At 37.0% G+C, this 22,832-nt stretch carries 18 protein-coding genes; 2 read left to right on the top strand and 16 right to left on the bottom strand.

The genetic code is table 11. The annotated features are described in order from the left end of the window. Positions 1 to 71 precede the first annotated feature (71 nt). The 3 genes from HCJ45_RS06440 to HCJ45_RS06430 form a co-directional block, all read right to left on the bottom strand. Positions 72 to 932, bottom strand: coding sequence for a GRP family sugar transporter (locus HCJ45_RS06440; protein ID WP_187124267.1), 861 nt, complete (start codon positions 930 to 932; stop codon positions 72 to 74). A gap of 170 nt (positions 933 to 1,102) precedes the next feature. Further along, on the bottom strand, positions 1,103 to 2,362 hold the full coding sequence (locus tag HCJ45_RS06435) for a DUF1214 domain-containing protein (RefSeq protein WP_187124266.1): 1,260 nt from the start codon (positions 2,360 to 2,362) through the stop codon (positions 1,103 to 1,105). A 59-nt stretch (positions 2,363 to 2,421) separates the two neighbouring features. Next, positions 2,422 to 3,279, bottom strand: a complete 858-nt coding sequence (locus HCJ45_RS06430) for a GRP family sugar transporter (protein ID WP_185344542.1) — start codon at positions 3,277 to 3,279, stop codon at positions 2,422 to 2,424. Positions 3,280 to 3,394: 115 nt separating this feature from the next. On the opposite strand from HCJ45_RS06430, the gene HCJ45_RS06425 reads away from it, so the two are divergent. Further along, entirely contained in the window at positions 3,395 to 3,679 is a 285-nt protein-coding gene (locus HCJ45_RS06425; protein WP_187124265.1) for an AbrB/MazE/SpoVT family DNA-binding domain-containing protein, read from the top strand. A gap of 45 nt (positions 3,680 to 3,724) precedes the next feature. Here the strand turns inward: HCJ45_RS06425 and rsmI are convergent, their stop codons facing one another. Genes rsmI through holB form a run of 6 tightly spaced genes read right to left on the bottom strand, consistent with a single transcriptional unit; the run spans position 3,725 to position 7,900 of the window. Further along, positions 3,725 to 4,606 carry a 16S rRNA (cytidine(1402)-2'-O)-methyltransferase gene (gene rsmI, locus HCJ45_RS06420; RefSeq protein WP_187124264.1) on the bottom strand — a complete coding sequence of 294 codons (882 nt, stop codon included), beginning with the start codon at positions 4,604 to 4,606 and terminating at the stop codon, positions 3,725 to 3,727. Beyond that, positions 4,603 to 4,872: a GIY-YIG nuclease family protein gene (locus tag HCJ45_RS06415; RefSeq protein WP_185380474.1), complete on the bottom strand. Its 270-nt coding sequence runs from the start codon at positions 4,870 to 4,872 to the stop codon at positions 4,603 to 4,605. The genes rsmI and HCJ45_RS06415 overlap by 4 nt, the downstream gene beginning before the upstream one ends. Further along, complete coding sequence (locus HCJ45_RS06410; RefSeq protein ID WP_185380498.1) at positions 4,856 to 5,608, bottom strand: tRNA1(Val) (adenine(37)-N6)-methyltransferase; 753 nt, start codon at positions 5,606 to 5,608, stop codon at positions 4,856 to 4,858. The genes HCJ45_RS06415 and HCJ45_RS06410 overlap by 17 nt, the downstream gene beginning before the upstream one ends. Positions 5,609 to 5,665: 57 nt before the next feature. Continuing rightward, a complete protein-coding gene (yabA, locus tag HCJ45_RS06405) occupies positions 5,666 to 6,058 on the bottom strand; it encodes a DNA replication initiation control protein YabA (RefSeq protein WP_187124263.1) in 393 nt (130 codons plus the stop codon). A 10-nt stretch (positions 6,059 to 6,068) separates the two neighbouring features. Continuing rightward, positions 6,069 to 6,902 carry a PSP1 domain-containing protein gene (locus HCJ45_RS06400; protein WP_185344534.1) on the bottom strand — a complete coding sequence of 278 codons (834 nt, stop codon included), beginning with the start codon at positions 6,900 to 6,902 and terminating at the stop codon, positions 6,069 to 6,071. A gap of 5 nt (positions 6,903 to 6,907) precedes the next feature. Continuing rightward, positions 6,908 to 7,900: a DNA polymerase III subunit delta' gene (gene holB, locus HCJ45_RS06395; protein ID WP_187124262.1), complete on the bottom strand. Its 993-nt coding sequence runs from the start codon at positions 7,898 to 7,900 to the stop codon at positions 6,908 to 6,910. A gap of 216 nt (positions 7,901 to 8,116) precedes the next feature. Here holB and HCJ45_RS06390 point away from each other — a divergent pair, with 216 nt between their 5' ends. Then, entirely contained in the window at positions 8,117 to 8,953 is an 837-nt protein-coding gene (locus HCJ45_RS06390; RefSeq protein ID WP_187124261.1) for an STAS domain-containing protein, read from the top strand. A gap of 50 nt (positions 8,954 to 9,003) precedes the next feature. Here the strand turns inward: HCJ45_RS06390 and HCJ45_RS06385 are convergent, their stop codons facing one another. The 7 genes from HCJ45_RS06385 to HCJ45_RS06355 form a co-directional block, all read right to left on the bottom strand. Next, complete coding sequence (locus HCJ45_RS06385) at positions 9,004 to 10,791, bottom strand: SpaA isopeptide-forming pilin-related protein (RefSeq protein WP_187124260.1); 1,788 nt, start codon at positions 10,789 to 10,791, stop codon at positions 9,004 to 9,006. A 280-nt stretch (positions 10,792 to 11,071) separates the two neighbouring features. Further along, on the bottom strand, positions 11,072 to 17,113 hold the full coding sequence (lcp, locus tag HCJ45_RS06380) for a putative cellulose-binding protein LCP (RefSeq protein ID WP_187124259.1): 6,042 nt from the start codon (positions 17,111 to 17,113) through the stop codon (positions 11,072 to 11,074). Positions 17,114 to 17,338: 225 nt separating this feature from the next. Continuing rightward, complete coding sequence (locus HCJ45_RS06375; RefSeq protein WP_187124258.1) at positions 17,339 to 18,157, bottom strand: M55 family metallopeptidase; 819 nt, start codon at positions 18,155 to 18,157, stop codon at positions 17,339 to 17,341. A 15-nt stretch (positions 18,158 to 18,172) separates the two neighbouring features. Next, positions 18,173 to 19,822, bottom strand: a complete 1,650-nt coding sequence (locus HCJ45_RS06370) for a peptide ABC transporter substrate-binding protein (protein ID WP_187124257.1) — start codon at positions 19,820 to 19,822, stop codon at positions 18,173 to 18,175. 12 nt (positions 19,823 to 19,834) lie between these two features. Then, positions 19,835 to 20,626: a serine hydrolase gene (locus HCJ45_RS06365; protein ID WP_187124256.1), complete on the bottom strand. Its 792-nt coding sequence runs from the start codon at positions 20,624 to 20,626 to the stop codon at positions 19,835 to 19,837. Positions 20,627 to 20,643: 17 nt separating this feature from the next. Then, positions 20,644 to 21,522: a C40 family peptidase gene (locus HCJ45_RS06360; protein ID WP_187124255.1), complete on the bottom strand. Its 879-nt coding sequence runs from the start codon at positions 21,520 to 21,522 to the stop codon at positions 20,644 to 20,646. A 16-nt stretch (positions 21,523 to 21,538) separates the two neighbouring features. Continuing rightward, entirely contained in the window at positions 21,539 to 22,615 is a 1,077-nt protein-coding gene (locus tag HCJ45_RS06355; RefSeq protein ID WP_187124254.1) for a dipeptide epimerase, read from the bottom strand. Positions 22,616 to 22,832: the final 217 nt, after the last annotated feature.

Below are 22,832 nucleotides of genomic sequence, written 5' to 3'. Positions count from 1 at the left end.
CACAATTCCCTCCTTCAAAATAAAACAATTAGTATTATTATATCATTTTTCATCCTAAACGAAATAATTAATTAGACGCCTTTTGCCACACCGATTAAAATTCCACCAAGAACAACTAAAATAACTCCGATAATTACATAAACCATTTCTTTTCTTGTCTTCTTTTCTTTTAGTAATACGATGCCGCCGATAGTTGAAATCACTACACCTAATTGAGAAAGAGAGAATCCGGTTGCTACACCGACTAGTTGATTCGCATGTACCATCACAACATTTCCCGTAGCCCAAATCATTCCCGGAATAACTAATAAAAGTGTTCGCTTATTGATACGTTTTTCTTTACCAGTACTTTGAGTCATAATTAGCGCAGTTAAAACCATCCCAATCGCTTGCGGAAGTATCGCATCAATTCCATTAATTTTAAAGCCTTGAATTAATACTACTAAGCCAACATAACCGGCAGATGAAATCACTAATGTAATCAAACCTTGTTTTAGCGCTGTTGAACCATCTTCTTCTTTTTCTGCATAGGAAGTAAGAAATATTCCTCCTACAATCAATGTTAAAGCAATGAAGCCGAGAATTATCCGTAATGTCGTATCCCATTCATGAAATAAAATGACTCCACATAGCGTTGTTCCAACTAGTTGCATCCCTGTTGAAATCGGCATAGCTTTTGAAACGCCAATTATTTTAAAGGCCTGTAGTTGAAACATCTGTCCAACCGACCATAAACACCCTGTCAAAAAGCTAATACCAACTGTCTTGAGTGTATAAACTGGATCTGTAAAGAAAAAAACGATTACTGCAAAAATTAGCGCCCCTAGTGTCATTCCCATAGTTTGTTGCCTTGTAGAACCGCCAAATTTAGTAATGAGTAGCGGAACTATTCCCCAAAGTAACGCAGGAATCAGCGCAATCATAATATTCAAATCGTTATCCTCCTTATCGACCTTTTGTTATGATTTTCAATTACTTTATTATAGCGGAAATAGTAGGAAGAAGATAGAGGATTCTAAAGGATTATTCCAAATAAAAAAGCTAAATAGGAGCAACCTTTAAAACAGGTAACTACCATATTTAGCTCGATCATTTTAATTATTTAAATGCGTTCAAGCGGTGGCAAAAATACCTCGCCGTCAAGCACTTCTTGTTTTGCAACGTATAATCTAAAATTCAGTGAGAAATCTCTTCCTTTTTCTGTTGGCAACCAGTTTTCTTCTGCCACGTCTGCAGGCTGTTCAGGTGCTAAGTATAACGTTAGGCTACCGTCTTCATTTAGTTTTGTATTAGAATAATTGTTTATACTGAATTTATTTAGTTTATTGGGGATAACATGATAGTCTGGAACACTATACATCGTAATCGACCAAAAACTATTTACTAATTTCTCAGGTAGTTCCTCTTTTGTAAAATGAATTTTATAAGTATTATCGCCACTTAGCATTTCCTTATTTGAATCTGTTTGACCGATGAAATATAAAGCTTCATCAATAGTGTTCGCCCATAAGCCGCCAAAATTAATGATACATCGCGCTAATATATCATTTTCAAATGCCCCAGCAACATATGTAACTGACCATCCGCCTTTTTGCGTTCCAAATCCTTTTGCTCCAGCTAAGAAATAGGGAATGGCTTCTTTAATAATAAGATTTTTCACTTCAGCTCTTTGTTCGTCTCCAAGTGCAATATAATCTGCAACTTTTTTCGCTTTTGCTTGGAATTCAGCTGCTTTTGGCATTTTATCAGGATAACTAGCTAAAATAGTTTCTAAATTATTATAAATTTCTTCCATTAAGAAGGCTGCATTGGTAAATGTCGGTATTTCAAGTGGTTCTTGAATTTTAATGCCAGCTGGTGCATCTAATTTAAATTGTTGTTGTAGTTTTACTGCGCCATCTGGATCACCTTTTTGTTCTACCCGAAGTAGTAATTTCACTTTTTCAGCAGGTAATTCAATTTTCACAGCATCAGCAGGTATAACTGGACTTGTGCCTTGTTTAATAAAGGCGAATTTCCCAAATGGATGTTCTGGATAATTTCGTTCGTTTATATTCGTTACTACTTCACCCCAACCGTCTAGAAGTTGCACGGTATAATAACGCCCTTTGATTTCTGGAACTTCTAAAATAACTGCGTGTTCGTCATCCACAGCTATCCATGTTTCAGAATAAACCACATCAAAATTAGGATTAACAAAATTCGCATCTGCTGGAGCAATTGTATTTTGTTTTAATACATTATAAGGCACCTTATCTTCGTTAATATCAAAATTTTCTTGTCTTAAAACAAGATAGCGTGACAATAAATACACATACGATTCTTTAACAGTTTCTGCATTTACATTTAGGTTATTACCCATTTTTTATGACCGCCTTTAATTTGTTTTTATTTATCAAAAAATGTGCTGAATTTTAAAGATTAACTTTTTGCTATTCCAATCATTGTTCCACCGATTATAACTAAAATAATTCCAATAATAACAAGAATAAGCTCTTTTTTCGTCTTTTTCTCGCCAAGGAAAAGAATTCCCCCAATGGTTGAAATAACTACACCCATTTGAGAAAGTGAAAATCCAGTGGCGATTCCAACTAATTTATTAGAGAATAGTAATGCTAAGTTACCTGTAGCCCACATAACACCGGGTATCATATTTAGCCAAGTCTGTTTTGTAAAACGTTTTTCAGATGATTTAATGGAAAATAATAACCCTGCGACAACCATCCCCACTGCTTGCGGTAAAATAGCATCCCATCCACTAATATTAAACCATTGCGTAATAACAACATACCCAACATATCCAACCGAAGAAATAACTAAAGTAATAAGTCCTTTCTTCATATTTTGACCAGAATTTTCATCTTTATGTTGTTGATAACTTGTTAAAAATATCCCAAAAATAATTAGTGCTAACGCTGAAAAACCAATGATTAATTTAGAAGTCGTTCCCCACTCATGAAAAGCAAAGACCCCAAAAAGCGAGGTTCCGACTAATTGCATCCCTGTTGAAAGTGGCATAGTTTTTGAAACGCCGACTTGCGTAAAGGCACGAAATTGATTCATTTGACCTAAACTCCAAAATGCCCCTGAAACAAAACTAGCTATTAATATGGTGGCTGTATATTCTGGATTGGTAAAAATAAATACACCCACTGCGAAAAGCAATGCACCAAATGTTGTCCCAATAATTTGCTGCCGCGGTTTTCCGCCAATTTTTGAGACAACTAACGGCATAATCCCCCACATAACTGCTGGAATTAATGCGATAACGATATTCATATATTTTCCCCCTAAATTTTCTCTACTTGGAGTCTTTACCCGTTCTACCCCCAAATCATTCCTATTCTGATGATAATCTGTTAAAATGAATAAAAATTACGTGGAAGGTGAGAAAATGAAATCAACTGGAATGGTAAGAAAAATCGATGAACTTGGTCGCGTTGTAATTCCGATTGAAATTAGACGCACCATGAATTTGAACGTAAAAGACCCCCTTGAAATCTTTATTGATGATGAAACAATTATTTTAAAGAAATATTCTGCTGGTTTGGTGTGTGATGTTACTGGAGAGTTTTCCGTTGAAAATAAGAAATTTGTGGACGGTAAATTGACACTAAGCAAGGAAGGTGCCACGGAGTTGATGGAAGAGATTAAACGGCGGTTTGGTGATTCGATATAAAAAAATCATGCGCGATTGTCTTATTATGGGACATCGCGCATGATTTTATTTTATTTCATGATAAGCAGCATAAACTTCGCGCTTAGGTAGATTTCTAGCTTTCATGACGGTTTTAATCGCATCTTTGGAACTAACATTTTCTTGTTCCATTACTTTGCTGACATGTGTTTTAATATCTAATTCCTGCCACCATAGCGTTTCTTCCGCAAGTGGCGGATTCGCATTTCCTTCTATTATAATACAAAATTCCCCACGTACTTCTTCTTCAGTTGCCCAATTTACTGCTTCCTCCACCGTACCACGCAAAAATTCTTCAAAACGTTTAGTTAATTCCCGGCATAAAACGATTTTCCGCTCATTTCCAGTAATTTTGCTAATGGCTTTTAAGGTTTCTTTTAAACGATGCGGTGATTCATATAAAATCCATGTTTCCGTGCGAGCCGCTAATTTTTCGATTTCTTGAGTTCGTTCTTTGTTTTGGCGAGGTAAAAAACCGTAAAAATAAAACGGTTGCGGCGCCAGTCCTGAGGCAATTAGCGCTGTCAAAGCGGCGTTCGCTCCTGGAAGTGGGATGACTGGAATATTTGCTTCTAGCGCACTTTGAACAAGTTCATAGCCCGGGTCAGAAATTGAAGGCATACCCGCATCACTCACAAGCGCAATAACTTCTCCGCTTTGCATTCGTTCAATAATCGTATCTTCTTTATTTTCTTTCGTGAACTGGTGGTAGCTTGTCATTCGAGTCGTAATTTCAAAATGATTTAAAAGTTTCACCGTATTTCTTGTATCTTCTGCTGCGATAATATCTGCCTCTTTTAACATCCTAATCGCTCGAAAAGTCATATCTTCTAAATTCCCAATTGGCGTTGGCACTAAATAGAGCGCTCCCGCCATAACTCCACTAAAACTTTTTTGACTTTTAATCATTCCGTACCCTCCTCCCGCTTTAAATAGGCATCTTTATTTTTACGTGATAATTTTTTAAAAGCCGCTTCCGCTTTTGTTGCTTCACTTCTTGTTGCAAACTTTTCGAAATGAATTACTTTTACCGGCCGGCGAGTTTTTGTATATTTACATCTGATTCCCGCATTATGTTCTGCTTCCCGGCGCAAAACGTCTGTCGTATAACCGCCATAATAGGAATTATCACTACATTTTAGCACATAAAAGAAATGTTCACTCGCTTTCGCCATATAAAATCTCCTTTATTACTGGGGTATATTCGCCAGCTTCATCATAGACGATAATTGGTGGCATATATTTCACGCCTGGTTTTCCGTCTTTGATTCCTTCTACCAGTACTGTGTTTGCCTCTCGTTCTAAGCGTGGATGCACCATTTGAATCCGCTTCGGCTCCAAGCGATACTTTCGCATTAAATCTAGAATATCCAGCAGACGTTCGGGACGATGTACAAAATTAGCTTTCCCACCTTGTTTTAACAGGTTTGAAGCAACTCGAATCGTGTCTTCAAGTGTGCACATAACTTCATGTCGCGCAATTCGGTAATGTTCATTTTCATTTTTCAAACTGGTTTCCGGACCTGCAAAATAAGGCGGATTGCAAGTAACAATATCAGCGCGTTCTTTTGGTATAATATCGGTAATTTTTTTCAAATCATACTCAATCATCTCAACTTGGTCCTCAAGCTCATTGTAGATAACGCTTCGTTTTGCCATATCTGCGAGTCGCGGCTGAATTTCGACACCTATAATTTGCGCTTTTGTTCGAGTGCTAAGTAATAACGGAATAATACCGTTCCCGCTACATAAATCAATTATCTTCCCTTTTCGAATGGGTAAATAACTAAATTTTGCCAGAAGAACCGCATCAATGGAAAATGAAAAGACAGATGGACTTTGAATAATCCGCAAGTTTTCTGCCAGTAAAAAGTCTAACCGCTCGTCACCTATTAATTTTAGTTTTTCCAACCAAATCACCTTTTCTAGTAAAAAGCCCTTCTCCAAATTCGAGAAAGGCCCGTCATGTTATTTTTTATTAAGTAAGGATAGGCAAAATAGACAATCTTCATCATTGCCACGCGGACTGCCGAAATGTACATTGCAGACATGAAATCCTTCTTTGTAAAGTTGGACAAGATTATCATAGCCTTCCCCGAGTTCAATCATTTGTTGCATTGCTTCTTTTCGATTTGGGGCCATTACTCCATGTGCCGCCTCATCTTCTTCTACTTCCTGTTCAGGAGGTGTTTCATCCGTCAAAGAAAGCCTACGTCGCAAATGCTCATTCTCAAGGTTTAACCGATTATTTTCTTCCAACATTTCACCTAAGTTTGTCTTTAGATCTCCAAGTTGCTGATACAATTCGCCAATTTGCTCCTCCATATTACTGACTGAGTCAAAAATAGCTTTTTTATCCAATTTTTTCACCTCAAGACTTTGCCGGTTGTTTTAGAAAATCGTTAAATGGACGTAATTCATCCAATTCGTATTCTATAACCGTCTCTTCTTCGGGCAAGCTTACTTGTAAGATTCTAGAAAGCAAGTTAATTCCCGAAACACGTGCTTCTGCGCCTTCTGGAGTTTTCACTTTCACACCAACATCTGGCATTTCACGTTTAGCTTGCTCATATTCATCGTTTTCATATTTCAAGCAACACATTAAACGACCGCATAACCCAGAAATTTTCGTTGGATTAAGTGACAAGTTTTGGTCTTTTGCCATTTTGATGGATACTGGTTCAAAATCGCCAAGAAACGTTGAACAGCAGAGCATTCGACCACATGGACCGATTCCACCAAGTAACTTCGCTTCATCACGAACTCCGATTTGGCGAAGTTCAATGCGCGTCCGGAATACAGAAGCTAAATCTTTCACAAGCTCCCGAAAATCCACGCGTCCTTCTGCGGTAAAGTAAAAAATAATTTTATTACGATCAAAAGTATAATCAACATCCACCAAGCTCATTTCTAGTTCGCGTTCGCGGATTTTCTCATCACATAACAAAAAGGCTTTCTGACAAGAATCACCATTTTCAGCAACACACTTATAATCAGCTTCTGTTGCGACTCGAAGTACTTTCTTTAATGGCAAAACAACATCTTCTTCGTCCACATAACGCGGCTCAATGACGGCTTTACCAAATTCAATTCCTTGTGCATTTTCCACAATTACACCTTGATTTTCTGTGATTTCCAGTTCTCCAGGTGAAAAATAATATATTTTACCAACGTCTTTAAAACGGACGCCAACAATTTTAAGCATAGTGATTACCTCCCTTGAATTTCAAGAACTAGTTGTTCCATTAGAAGTTGCAAATTCATATTGGAATCTAGCTTTGATTTCGCAGCGAGAATCTTCTCGATTTCCCCTGTGGTTTCAGTCAATGATTTACGCAAAGCATCTTGCGCGAGCATTCCTTTTTGCGCAGTACAAATAGGTTCGTAATTTTCATCAAGTGTGAGGTGCAGCCTATCTCGGTATAGCAGTAACAACAATTCCAGACCAAGCGCCATCTTATCTTTCTCTTTAAAAAGCGGCATCCATGACTCTTGAATAATGATTAACGGACTAGTCCCTTGATGATGCAATCCTTCATACAACTTAATTACTACGTTTCTTGCATCGCCAAACCAATCATCTTCTTCAAATTTTTTCGCTTGTTCGGTGCTACCTGTAATACTAGCATAAATCCGCGCTTTTTGTTCGGAAATATTAATCCGCGTTAAAGAAGCTACTAAACTTTCAAATGTTAGTGATTTAAAAGTTACTGGTTGTAGTCTTGATTGAATAGTTGGCAAGATTTGACCTGGGTTCGTTGTTAAAAACAATAATAACAAACCGCCTTCTGGTTCTTCTATGAATTTCAGCAGACTATTGGCTGATTGAACAGTCATTTTTTCTGCATCGTAAATAATAACAACTTTTCGATCTGATTCCATTCCGCGTTTACTTAATTCTTGCTTTAATGTGCGGACTTGATCGATTTTAATACTAGCTCCATCTGGCTCTAGCAAATGAACATCCGGATGATTATGGCTGGCTATTCTGGTGCAATTCGCACAATTCCCACATGCAAGCTCTGTCTCGGTTGGCTCTAAGCAAAAAAGACTTTGCGCTAACCAAAGTGACATCCGTTTTTTCCCTGTGCCACTTGCTCCTTCTAATAAATAACCATGAGATAATCGATTTTCGCGGACACTTTTTGAGAATATCTTCATGACCACTGGTTGCATCACTGTAAGTTCATCCTGTAATCCCACAAAAAACTTCCTTTCTATCCATATTGTAATATTATACCATGACAAGTCCCAAATAGCTTCGGAATTTTAACAAAAAATAACGATGGTTTTGTTAAAAAATATTACAATTTCAATAAATTAGCTTTTTTTTATAAATTTAAATGGACACTATTCCTTTTTGAGCATAGAATATAAGAAAGTAGTTTCTATACTTAGACTTAAAAGGGGCTGTCTGGTATGAATGAATCAAATGGGAGTATGGAGCTTTATTTAAAAGCACATACTGAAGAAATAATAACTAATTGGTTATCAAAAATTTACGAAAACGAAAATACTTATACTAGCTTTGTCTACTCCCCTCGCTATAAAGATGAACTGCGTGCAGATAGTGAACAAACAGCGGATTTAATTATTTCTTATTTTACTGGTAAAAAGGCGTTTTTTGCCAAACTAGATAAATGGCTTGATCATATGTACGAGCGCCGTATGGAAAATGAAGTTCCACTACCCGAAGTTATCACGACACTAGATAAACTTCGACGCGAATTTTTAACTGCGGTTGCTGATTTTTGCATTGAAAATGACGATGTTTCAAAATGTGATTTTTCTTCTAGCATGGCGATGGTTAACCACGGTTTTGACCGGATTAATGAGGCGTTTTCTGCAATGTATTATCGGGATATTGTTCAGCATTTGGAACAACAGCATCGTTTAATTGAAGAAATTAGCACACCTGTGATTTCGATTACCAACAAATTAGCAATCCTTCCTTTAATGGGGCGCGTTGACCGGGAAAGAGCTGAAAAACTTTCCGAAATCACAGCTAATAAATGCGTCAAATTAGGCGTTGAACAGCTTTGCATTGATTTATCGGGAATATCTTATTTTGATGATGCACTTGGAGAAATGCTTAATAATTTAGTAACCGTGCTTAAGCTTCTTGGCGTTGAGGCATTCATTTCTGGCGTCCAACCAAAAATGGCTCAACAAATTAATCGTGTTGATTTGAATTTATCCATTCCAGCCTATCATTCTTTAAAGGCTGTTTTACAAGATCAAACAAGAACCAAGTAAAAAAATGGAACATAAAGCGATTTATTTAATCGTCTTATGTTCCATTTTTATTATTTTCTTCTAAATAAGATTAATCCGCTAGCTGAAATTACTACCAATAATAATCCCAAACCGTTAACATAAGGAGAATCACCTGTTTTTGGTAATGCAGATGGCGAACTTGCACTATCCGCACTTACTATTTTATCTGGTGTTTCCGAAATTACCGATATTTTTGGTTCATTTGGTGTTTTAGAGTTACTAGGAATTACTGGTTTTAAAGGCTCATTTGGTTCGTTTGGCACTTTTGGAATAGTTGGCGTTTCTGGTATCTTGGTATTCTCTTTCGTTACAAGTAATGCCTGTTTCGCCGTTTCTTCTGTAATTGTAAATTCCACTGGTGCCGCATCTAACAAATAACCGATTGGAGCTTTGGTCTCCACTAGTTGGTATTCTCCAAGCGTTAAATCAGTAATAGTTAAAATTCCTTCGTCGGTTGTTTTAAGACCTGTTTGTAATGTAACTCCTTGCGCATCCTGTAGTTCAAATTCCGCACCCGCTAATTTCGCTTTTGTTTCACTATCTAATTTCTCAAGTGTGACAGATCCTGTAATCGGGGCATTTTCTTTAGATACAAATAACGACTGATGCGTATCGTCAATTGTAAATTCTACTGGAGTTGCATCTAATTCGTATCCAACTGGCGCTTTGGTTTCGATTAATTTATACGTATCAAATTTCAAATTCGCAATTGTAAGTTTCCCATCAGAACCAGTCTTAATCCCTTCTTGCAAGGTAGTTCCAGCAGAATCCACTAATTTAAACTCTGCATTTTCAAGTGGGTTTCTTTGTGCTGTATTATCTGTTTTAGTTAGTTCTACAGATCCAGTTGTCCCTTCACCGCTACCACTCCCGCCAGATGTTGGTGTTAAAACTTCAATTGTTTTTGAAACAAAATTAGTACCAGATAATATCCCTTTATTTGCGTAATTAGATGAAACGCCGCCATCTGTTGCAATGGTATAATAAGAAACTTTCACGGAATCAGTTAAATTACCAAATGCTATTTTAAACCCATCGCTCGTTTGTGTAATGGCCGAGGCTGGTACTTGAGTTCCTTTTGTAAAATTATCATTTGCGTCAAACTCACCATGGAATGCTCTCACAGAACTAAAATCAAGTGTTTGATTTGGTCCAATAAAGTCTTCGTATATCGCATTATCAATACTTACTTTCGCATAATTTATCCGAACAACCCAATTGATAAGTGCTGGATTTTTCTCATCAGCCCAACCATATTTATATAAAGTTTCATTTGGACCTATTTGGTTTTTTGGTCCAATATCAACTGGAACAGTCACATAATCTCCGTCTACCGGAAATTCAATTGGGACTTGTTCGCTTCCTTGAATTATATTTGTATTCCAGTTGCTCCAAAAGTTGAGATTCCCTTTTATATTCGACTTTTTCTCTACATAATCTGTAAAAGTAACAACAACTTCCCCAGTAGCTCTCGTTGCAACCACATTCCCAACTGTATTTCCTTCATCATCTTTTAAGGCAAAACTTAAATCCGTTACTATTTTTAATTGCTCTGGTAAAGTAAATGCCATTGTATCTCCAGCTTTTAAATCTGATGAATTTGGTATTTCCCATGTATAGTGAATTTGGATACTATCATAATAGCCAAAATCTGTTTTAGGGTTACCGTCTGCATCTTGCAATTCAATTGTTTTTAAAAAATCAGAACTATAATTAGTTGCAGCTTTCACGAAATTTGTTTGAAGGAGCACATTCATAAGTAAAATCGCACTGAGAAGAAGCAAGAAATTCCGTTTAACACTATTACCCTTTTTCATAACACAACTCATCCTTTACTTGTTTTATCGCTTGCAATTCAATCAATTCAATGTGAGTATACATTAAAAAACGTATAATTTACACGTTTTTATGGGTAAAAGTGTCTTTTATGTGAACTTTTTGCGAACTTTAGGTCGGGATTCAGACTTATTTTAAGTGTTAATTACGGTTATTGTGTGGTTTAACATGTTTGCAAACTGTCTTTTTAGATACTTATTTATAACTAAAAAAATAAGGCACCCCTGTATTAGGGTATGCCTTATTTTTAATTAAATTATTTTAAGCGCGTCTTCTTCGGTTTAGTGTCCATAGTAGGAAACTAATTGCCAGTAAGCCAAGTCCAGTCCAGACTATCCAAGAAGTGGTTTGATCTCCTGTTTTGGGTAGTGGTTTTATTTCTTCATAGTCAGCTGTATGTTGCTCAGTGCATTTGACTGTTAAACCGGATCCACCTTTGGAAGATTCGTTGGATTGATTTGGCTTTTCTGGGTCCTCAACTTGAATGGTAGCAATAACGGATAGTTGTTTTTTACCTGCATCCGCAGTACCTTCACTCGGGTCGATTGTGTACGTAACTTGGTATTTTCCTGCTTTACTTGTATCTACTGTACCGCTAGTTTGTACTTGTTCAAACGCAATGGCTGTACCATCACGGTTTATTGCGCTAATAAAATTATCTTTCGCTTTCCACTTATCACCTTTTTGAATGGTGCTGTCTTGAATGGTGATTTGTGCTTGATTTTTCAGAACTGTTACATGGGCTACAGCTTTTATTCCGTCATAAAGATAACTGACTTCGTAAGTACCTGGAGCACTTGCATCTACTGTTCCTGTAATAGTCATATCCGCAAATGAGACTGGGTTACCTTTTTTATCGGTTGCCTTCTCAAAATTGTCATTGGCATTCCAAGTATCTCCTGCGTAGATAGTGCTATCAATCACATCAATGCTAGTTTGTCTTGGTTCAACAGTAACATTAATTGTTGTTGCTACGCCATCATAGCTATAGGTCACTTGATACACGCCAACTGTATTTGGATCGACTGTAGGCGTTTCACTTACAGCAACTTTTTGGAATGCTACTGCTTCTCCATCTTTATCAGTCGCACTATCAAAGTTATCTGCAGCAGTCCAAGTATCTCCTGTATAAATCACAGAATCATGGGCATGGACAGCTGTTTGTGGATCTTTGACAGTGACGTTAATTGTATTCGATACACCATCATAGCTGTAAGTCACAGGATAGATTCCTGCTTGTGTGGTATCGACTGTACCATTTACTTGAATCCCTGAGAAAGAAACAGAGTTACCATCTTTATCACGAGCGCTATCAAAATTGTCTGCAGCAGTCCAATTGTCTCCAGTGTAAAGAACGGCATCATGTGCATTCACGGCAGTTTGAATTTCTTTGACTGTTAGTGTAATTGTTTTAGATACTTTACCATAGCTATAGGTAACTTGGTAAGCCCCTGCTTTATTAGTGTTAACGATTGGTTTTTCAGTTACTTTTACATCTTCGAAAGCAACCGGATTGCCATCTTTATCATAAGCACTGTCAAAGTTATCTTTTGCAGTCCAGTTATCTCCTACATAGATAGCAGAATCATGAGCGCTAATTCCGGATTTATTTTCTTTAACGGTGACAGTAATGGTTGTTGATACGCCATCATACGTGTAAGTAACTTGGTTTGTACCCGCTTGATTAGTGTCAACGGTTCCTGTTACTGTCACATCTGCCAAGTCTAAAGTATTACCATCTTTATCTAGCGCGCTATCAAAGTTATCTGCGGAACTCCATGTATCCCCAGTATAAATCGTTGAATCATGGGCATTCACTGCTGTTAAAATTTCTTTAACTGTAATTTGGACAGTAGTGGATACACCATTATAAGTGTATGTTACTGGATAAACGCCTGCCACACTAGTATTGACGGTTCCTGTTACTACAATATCATTAAATGCAACCGTATTTCCTTCTTTATTGATAGCACTATCAAAGTTTGCTGCTGCAGTCCAATTATCGCCTACATATAAGGTCGAATTATGTGCATTAACTGTTGTTAAATCTTGCGCAACCGTTACTTGAATAGTTACTTCAACATTTTTCCCATCTTTAGCAAGAGTGTATGTTAGTGGATAGGTCCCGCCTAGATTGGAGCCGTTTTTAATTGCATTTAATTGTGTTTGATTTACTTGTACTAAGCTTAAACGGTCTTGCGCACTGGAATTGACACCACTTTTCACTTCTTCAAAAGCAGCAATTTTCGCTAAACTTAATGCCTTAGCATCCGTAACTGCAACAGCTTCTTTATATTCTAATGAAAAGTCTGTCGCTCCCATCATAAAGCCATCTTGCTGAACAATATTTCCGTCTGCAGAAGTGACATACACTGGTGCCGTCGAGCTTTGTTCAGTTCCAAAAACATCTTTAAGCGCAATCGTTAAGTCTGTTGCAGCAATTGTTTTGCCTCCAGTAGAAACACCTACAACAGCAGCTGAACCATCTGTTAATGTTTGTACTGTTGCTACTCCGGTGTTAGCACTTGTCCATTTATAGCCATTTGCGCTTGCTTGGATATTTTGGAAAAAGGCTGGTTCTATAGTATCTTCTGCAGCTTGCCCACTTGTAGAAGCTACTTTTGGTAATGTAATTTCAATACTACGTCCCATTTGGATACGTTTCTCATTTAAATTAACTTTTAAATCTTGCTCTGGTGTATAAGCATAATAACCTGCATTGATAAACTGTGAAGTCGGTTGGGTTGGATCAACATTTTTTGCCCATCCTTTATCAGCACCGCTATAAGGTACATCACTATCCAATGTCACATCTTTACCAACATTTTTCAGCGTGTACTGATAGCCCGCTTTTTCCGGGAATTTCACAGCATAATTTCCATAACCTACATCGGATTGATAATCAAAGGTATATGAGCCGTTTGCATCTGTATTGGTAGTAATATTTTCGCCATCTTTTGTTGCTGGGTTATATGTGGATGTTGTGTCATCCCATTTATAAAGTTCGACGGTTTCGTTGGCTAGAGCCTCATCACCCTTTGCCTTCTCATATAGTCCATTGGCGTCTTTATCATTAAATAATGTCCCAGTCACTTCGCCGATTACGAGTTCAGCTCCTACTTTTGTACCGGATAGTGAACCAGAGAAAGTATTTGTGATTACACGATAATATGGATTGTAGATGTCACGTTCACTGATTTTATTGTCTTTGTTAGCAGAATCAAAAGTTTCATCTACTTTGAGTGGTACTTGGAAAGTTTGAGTTTCGCCAGCGTTAATTTGTGTTTTGACATTGATGCGAACCATGTTAACTTTTTCATAATTGGAAACAGTGTCGCTGTAAATACTATCGGAAGCGTAATTGTCCGCGGTTGCTTCGGTTGCGTAACTCACATCGAACTGAGTTTGTTGTTCAGCACTGATATTAAGTGCGTTACTTAGTTTCATATCCCATTTGAAGGCTTCACTTTGGAATTTGGAGCCAAAGTTTTGACCGGTTTTTGGAATCGGAATGTAGAGTTCAAATGTGCTCGCTTCACCACTGGAAGTATTGGTAATTTGAACTGTATAATCAGCGTCAGTTCCTGGTGTGAAATAAGAAACGGTGTTGTCATCGCCTTCCACGTATGCAGCTTTTGCACCTTCGCCAGCTACACTTAGGAAAGTTTCTACAGTAACAGTATCTTGTTTTGGAACACTTAGCGGGCTACTATTAACAGATAGCAACTTTTCGTTTTCAATGCCGTTTTTATTTATATCTAAACCATTGTCTGTGAAATAGTTAGTATATATTGCAGAAGAGACATTTGGTCCGCCCCATGCAATAACATCTTTTGCATCCATATCAATACTTTTATCTAGTGTTACATCAAATGTTGTATCATAACTAAGGTTTAAATATTGGTTTTTGCTCGGATAGCCTACATAAAATCCAACTGTGACACCTGTTGTTTTCAGAACATAAACCTGCTCACCCTTGTTATCTGTTTCTGTTTGAACTGTAAAATCAACATTTTTTCCACTCTCATCTGTTAATTTTATTGAGGATGGTTGGATTTTTGTTCCTGCTAAAGTCCGTAAATATACTTCTGGATTTTTTAATGTGGTGCGTGTTCCATATGGGTAATCGAATATAGCAAGTGTTGCTTTCGTATTTACTGTATCCCCTGCACTTGCAACATTAACAGCTTCACCTGCTTTATTATAAAAAGTGGCTGTTCCATTTGCAGCTGAGGTGATAGTATTGGAGACGCCATAATTCGATACACCAGTCACTTTTGTGTTTGCTTCATCATTAGCATCCCAAATTGCCCCTTTAAAATCTACTGATGTAATTCCAGGCTTAACAATTCCATATGAAGCAGTCGATGTCGCTCGGTAAGTAGCCGAGGGATCCGTGCTAGCAAATCCAGTTGAAAAATCTCCTACATTAGCTCTTACTTCTGTAAAATATTCTCCTTCTTGAAGGCCAACAGCAGCAGCATCTAGAACTGCCATTCGTCTATTACTAGCTACAGGTACAGTTCCATTGAAAGTACGATAGCTAGAATTTAGATTTGTTTTATATTGAACATCTGTTACTTTATTTCCGGAAACACTTCCGTCAAATGGTAAATTAACTGTATAGGCTTCCCAATTTGGGTCAAATTGAATTTGATAAACTTGGTTGGTCTTCATCCCAGCAGTCTTTCTATTTGTAACCTGGATACTACCTGCCCATGATTCATTTTCAGGATTGATACTCCTATGTGCTCCTATTAAAGTCATTTGATTCAATGAACTAGCAACAACCTTACATTCTTCAAGTGGTGCTGTAGTAGTTAAGTCAGCAGTATTATTAGTTAGTGCATCAGATTCAAATACTTTTCCATCATAAGTGGTCACAACAGCATGTGGAACTTGGGTTGCTTTATGTGTCCCTACTGCCGTTCCTTTAGGTATTTTATATTTTACTGCAAATCCGTTATAAATTGGTTGTTTTAAATCTATCACAACTTTATTTTCATTTGGATAAGGTGTAATAGCTAAATTACTACTAGCGTATACATTATATCCAGATGTATTAACAATCCCCATATATTCCATGCCTTCTGGATAATAAAGTGTCATTGATACACTTTTAGGAATAAAGCTTTTTGATCCACGTTCATCTAATTGATTTAAACCATTGACCACCGAATAGGTTTTTGTGTAGTTGTAAGAAGTCTCTGTATCAGTACTTGCTAAAGATTCAGCTATTGTTTGCGATTCATACCAGTAACGGAACATTGTACTTATATGGTCTTGATTAGCATAACCAACAACTTTATTTCCTTTTGCGTGAATTGATTGTTCGGCGGAAGCGACAGGTGTACTTCCGTCTCCAACAAAGACATCTGCTTTAATTGGAGATGCTAAATCAACTTCTCCATAATATTTCGTTGCATCTACTCGAACTAAAAAAGTAAAAGTCGCTTTTTCTGTTCCCGGACTTAGTTCATAGCTAACTGTGCCAAAAGTTGAGTGATTATAACCTGATTCTTTTTCAGGGACAGCTACAGATGTAGTTGCAATTCCTAGTGGGTCACTAGCGCCTAAATAGTTTAAAATACTTGTGTCTACGTTACCGCTAGCTTGATAGTTACTTGGAACAGGAAGCGATACAAAACGCATTCCATCTGGTAAAGTAAAATTCACTTTTTTACCTGAAGTAGCACTGTCGCCAAACTCTACTGTTGTAGTAACTGTTTTGATTTCACCGTTGCCCCAAGCTACTTGGTTATAATCCGGTATGTTTAAGGTTACATTAGTTTGTCCTGATTTCAGTAGCGGCTTATTTACTTGATTTGTATCTGTTGTATTAGGATTAAGTTGAACTTCTGTACTTTCTTTTTCAGTTGGACTTGTGGTTGCTGTTTCATTATTTATTTCTTCATCAGCAACTATTTCACTTACATCATATGTAGCTGTGTAAGTTTTAGTTTCCGGATTAGCTTCGTCATTCGTTTGATTTTGGTAGGTGATTAAGAAGTCCACCTTACCATTTTTATCCGCAGTATAAGTGGCCTCTTGTCCTTCTGTTTCCTCACCATCTGGGGATTTCACCGTTAAAATTTTCACTTGTTCATTTTTTGGTGTTACTTTTATTTTTAGAGTGGCTTTCTTTTTATCATTTGATAGCTCTTCTTGAACTTCATATGAAAGAAACTCGTTACCGTTTTCTTCTGCTAATGCTAATAAAGGTGCTAAATTCAATTGGCTAAGTATTAAGAAAATAGATAGTGTTAATAGAATGTAGCTTCGTAGCGCAGTTGCTTTTATCATAAAAAATTCTCTCCTCCTATTTTTTAAGTTGTATTTACTGTTAAATTAAGTGCACTTTTATATAATACAAGGCAAGGCATTGGCTGTATACGAAATCGAAGCGCTTTCATTTAAAAAAGGATAAATAAGTACTTTCTATTCATAAAGTCGACATAAAATATCGTGTTTTTTGTCACATTTTAGACACAAAAAAAGAAGACACTATTAAAGTGCCTCCTTCAAATCTTATGAGAATGCGCATTTCATTGCTAATTCAGTCATTGCAACCATTGCTTGATAAGCTTCTAATATATCATTAGCTTCAAATTGGACTGTCGTTTCATCAATTATTTTCGTTCCAGGTATTAGTGCAGCCCATTCAGCCTGTCCGTAGTTGCAAAACTCGATTTTTAAGATAGGTTTTTCTGGTGGAGTGAGTATTCCTGCTCGTTTGTTTTGTAGTGCTATCTCGACTTTCTCACGAATAATAGCTTCTGATTTTGCTAAAGAAAACGCTATTGCAGAAGAACGAGAGACTGCTTCTTTGACTACAGCTGTTTCGATGCCCGGAATTAACGCTTTCGCTTCGGCAGCAATATAATCATCACCTGCAACTAGAATAACTGATACTCCAAATGCCCCTGCAACATATGCATTTAAACCAAATTCTCCTACCACTACATCATTAATGTAAAAATTCCGTACCCCAGAAGTCATTGAGTGGCTCATCACTCCCGGCTGTCCTGCTCGAGAATGATAACCTATAAAAATGGCTGCGTCAGCACTAGCATCTAGTCCCTGCACCATCGAAAACGGTTTTACATCACCAGTTATTAGACGTGCTTCTTTGTGTAAATCTTCTATTAAAATATTGTTCATTTTGGAATGGCTGTCGTTTACCAAAATATCATCGTAGCCGGCTTTAAGGGCTTCTTCCACTACCCAGTTTGTTTCGCTCGTCATTATTTTTTGTCCTCTAGTATAGTTTCGCATACTAGAATCTACAAAAGTATCATCGGGTAGTCCATTTATCCCTTCCATATCTACGGAAATCCAAAGTTTCATTTTGTTTCGCTCCTTCTATTCTACGTATGCACCTTTATAAGAAAAGCTTGTACCAAAGTTATGGTGAACGATTCCTTTGACTGTGTCTTGTTTCAAATTACATACAGCCGTTTGATAAAGCGGAATCATTGCTGCATCCGTTTCGATAAGCAATTTCTCTGCATCAATAAATGTTTCCCAACGTTTTTCAGCTTCGGTTGTTAGTGTGGTTGAAGTTGCATTTATCATTTTATCGTAATCCGTGTTTGAATAGCCACTCGCGTTGTAAGTATTGCCAGTTGTGTAGTTTCCTAAGAATGTTAATGGATCTTGAAAATCTGGACCCCAATTAGAAAGAACGATTTCGTAATTTTGCTCTCTCGTTAATTGTAGCAAGTTCTTTTTAGGAACTGTTTTTAAATTTATTTTAAGCCCAGGAAGTGCGGTTTCTAGTTGGTCTTGCAAGTATTCGCCTACTTTTTTACTAGATTCTAAGTCTGAATTTAGTAGCTCAACAGTAATCGCTTCTTCACCAAGCTCTTGTTTTGCTTTTTCAAAATACGTTTTTGCTTTTGCTTCATCTTGCTCCATGTAGTTGCCACTTTCTTTGCGGAAATCTTCACCAGTTTCTGGATTAGTGACAAATTTTTCTGGAACATAACCGTAAATCGCTTTAGAACCATCTGCTAAAATTTTCTTAGTAAGCGATTCTTTATTTACAGCAAGGGATAGCGCTTTTCGCAGATTTTCGTTTGCAAGTGGTGTTTCTTTTCCGCCAATTGCTTGATTTAATTTTAAATGTGTCACATAAGCATCAAGCTCGGAATGATAATCTTTGTCGTTGCTTTTTTGTGCAGCATAATCACCTGAAAGTGTTGCTACATCTAGTTTTCCAGTATCATATAAATTAACTGCTGTATTTGGTGCTTTTACAACACTAACTTCAATTTTATCGGATTTAACATTCTTTTTATCCCAGTATTCTGGATTTTTTTCTAGTGTCCATTCTTTTTCGGTATTGGTCCAACTTTTCATTGTAAAGGGACCATTATAAATCATATTTTCACTGCTTTGCGCATATTTTTTACCTTGTTCTTTCACATATTCTTCATTTTGAGGATAGAAAGCGTTGAATGCGAGTAGTGAAGTGAAATAAGGAACTGGTTGTTCTAGTTTGATTTCAATTGTGTAATCATCAAGCGCTTTTACGCCTAATTCATCTACGCTTTTTTTGCTATTAATTACATCTGTGCCGTTTTCAACTGTTCCATCAAGTAAAAAGGAGTATTGAGCGGCAGTATCTGGGTTTGCTAGTTTTTTCCATGCAAAAATGAAATCATTTGCTGTCACTTTTGTTCCATTAGACCATTTGGCATCTTTCCGTAATTGGATAGTGTACGTTTTTTGATCTTCACTTAAAGTTGGCATCTCTTTGGCTACGGCTGGAACTGCTTGGTCTTTATCGTTTAAAGTGTATAGACCTTCAAAAACTTGACCTTGTTCGGTAAAACTCGGAACATCTTGTGAAAGAGTAGAGTCCATGGAAGAAACTTCAGCATTTTCCATAATTCTCAATGTTTTTTTGCCTGCTGACTTAGTAGTTTCGTCTTTATTTCCACCACATGCTATTAAAAAGGTTGATATAGATAGGATCATGATACATAATACTGTTAATCTTTTTTTCATTTTGTTTCCTCCCTATTTTTCATTTTGGCTTATATCGACAAATAATTGTTTACCTACTGTTTGCATCCATGCTGTTGCATTTGCTTCAAGCCCAGTATTGTTCGTTAACGCCGCTGCAATCCGCGTTTTCCCTTTGTACTCAAAAATGGCGACATCATGCTGCACATCTTTTAATTCGCCAGTTTTGTTTAACATTAAAAGATCAGTAATTCCCGCTTCTTCCAAAGTCCCAGTCAAATTCGAACGATGTTGCTGATTTAAAAATGGTCGTCGAATCGTTTCTGCTAGGTCTGGATGTGCCTTACTTAACTCGTTAATTTCTTGGAAAATAATGACGGCTAACTTTGCGCTGATTTTATTTTGCTTAGCTGATTTAAAATCCATCATTTTGCGCTCTATATGCACACTATTTTCCCAACCTTTTTTATTTATCCACGCTTTTAGACTTGGAAAGGTTGCTAGCTCTATTAGTTGATTGGTAGCTGTATTATCTGAAATTGCAATCATCAAATGTAAAAGCTCTTCTAGGCGCCAAGTCCTTTTTTCAGGAAGGATTTGAATTATGCCTGCACCCGCAACTACTTTTTCTGGTAAAATTTGGAATTCACTTTGCAAGTCTAGCTCACCTTTAGCAATTTTCTCAAAAAAGTACAAGTAAATTGGTAGTTTAATGACACTAGCTGCTGTATAAAGCTGATTTTCTTGTTCAGCAAAAAGAACTTGTTTTCCATCTGTTATATAAAGTGCTTTTGAATCAATTGAATCGAAAGTTTGGTTGATTTTTTGGTATATATTTGTTTTCACTATTTCACCACCCCTTTTTAGCGATGTCGCGCCGTTACACAAAGCTCTGGTTCATATTTGCTGCCGGTTATTTTGGTGAGAATTACTTTGGAACCTGGTGTTTGCGAGTGAATCATTTCATCGTTGCCCATGTATACTCCTACATGATGCACCTCGCCTTTACCTTCTTCATAAGCAAAAAATAGTAAATCACCTGGCTCGGCATTCGAATAGTCTATCTTTTCTCCCGCAAATGATTGCTCTGTTGCGTCACGACCGATGTATTTTCCACAAGTACGATACAATGTAAATGCAAAACCAGAACAATCAAAACCTGCACTACTAATACCTGCCCAAACATAAGGTAAATCTAAAAATTGTAATGCCATTTGAACCACATCCACCCCGATATTTTCACGCGGTTCATTTTGAAGTGCCACGTGTGTGCGTGGGATAAACGCTTCCCCATGAGGTGTCTCAATTATGTAGTTGTCTTCTGTTTCTGCTTTTTTTAAGAAAAGTGTTCCAAATGATACTTCTCGTGTTGCTCCATTTTCATACGTAATTTGTGATTTTGGTATAACAACCGCTAATTTTTCTTCTGTGTTCGCAGGGTTTTTTTCATCTATCAAATCTTCCAGCAGCATCCAGCCCGGATAGCCACGTTTATCTAGGAAGCTATGTTGGGAAGGAACAACTACTTTCGCCCAGTCCCCCTCTATCTTATCGACAATTACCAAGTCATTATAGAGCAAATCCGAGTCCACTAAGCTGTCTTCATATAGCTTCATCGCATCTTCTTTTGATACCTGTACTAAATCACTTGTTTTTCTTGCTTTTAAAATATTTTCTAGTACTGGGTTCATTTCATTTTTTCTCCAAAGAAATGCATTACTTTGACTAACTAATTTGTTCATATTACCCCTTCTTTCTTTAGTATGCAGAAATTCCAATGCCGCTTTCTTCTGTTAAAAGCACTTGACCTTGGCCGATTTCTATCCCGATGTCTGTTATATCTTTGCCTTGAAGATTCCACATAAATGGTACATCTAAATCATAGAATTTCACTCGTTCTGAAGCTGCAGCAAAATGGGCGGCGGCTGATAAACTTGCATAGCCTTCAATCATCGTCCCAATCATACAATCAACATTATACTCATTTGCCAAAGCACGAATAGCACGGGCTTCTTTGATACCAGCGCTTTTCATCAATTTTATATTTAGTAAATCACAACATTTTTCATCCAATAGTCGCTTGGCATCATGAATTCCAAACAAGCTTTCATCTGCCATAACTGGAATATTTGTGTTGGCAGTCACTTTTGCCATCCCTGCGAAATCCCAACTTTTCACCGGTTGCTCGACGAAATCAATTGGAATATCACTCCATTCATTTAAAATTTGAATTGCTACTTCTGGAGTCCAGCCTTGGTTTGCGTCAATCCGAAATGGGATTTTCCCGCCTAAAGCATCATTCATTTGCCTAATTTTAGCAACTTCGACTTCTACAGGATCAAGACCAAGTTTAACTTTTAGAGAACGAAACCCTTCCGCTACTTTTGTTTTTGCATCATCCACCATTTTTTCTGGTGCGCCGATGCTAATCGTATAATCTGTTTCTAGTACTACTTTTCCACCACCTAGAAATTTGTATAGTGGGGTAGAATTTGCTTTCGCTAAAGCATCATGAAGCGCAATATCAATCGCTGCTTTCGGACTTGAATTATGTATCAAAAGTGCCTTCATTTCATCTAAAATGGTTAATTCTTCGTCTAGTTCACGCCCTATTAAAAAAGGAGCAAAAATATCATTAATTGCACTTTTAATGCTTACTTCTGTATCTCCAGTTATGACATGTGTCGGAGCAGCCTCACCTATTCCTACAATCCCATTATCAAAATGGATATATACTCGCACTATATTTACATGATTTACTTCTCTAAGGGCTGTTTTAAATGTAGAACTTAGTTGAATTGGTATGGTATGTGTTTTAATTTTTGTGATTTTCAAACATCGTTACCCCCTTCTATTTTCAAAATGTCAAACTATTCCTAAAACAATAACAAAAGAAAGCTAATTTGGCAAGATAGAGCTAATAGAAAAACTCCCACAAAAAAACCATTGATTTCTAATTGCGCTAAAATAGCTTCCATTCTATGTTGCTTTGATATCTTTCTATTTTCGCCTATGAAATAAAGCGCTGTCAATATTTTTAATTCAAATCCTA

The organism is Listeria immobilis (assembly GCF_014322845.1).
Classification (GTDB): Bacteria; Bacillota; Bacilli; order Lactobacillales; family Listeriaceae; genus Listeria; species Listeria immobilis.
This window is presented reverse-complemented; position numbering and strand designations above follow the sequence as displayed.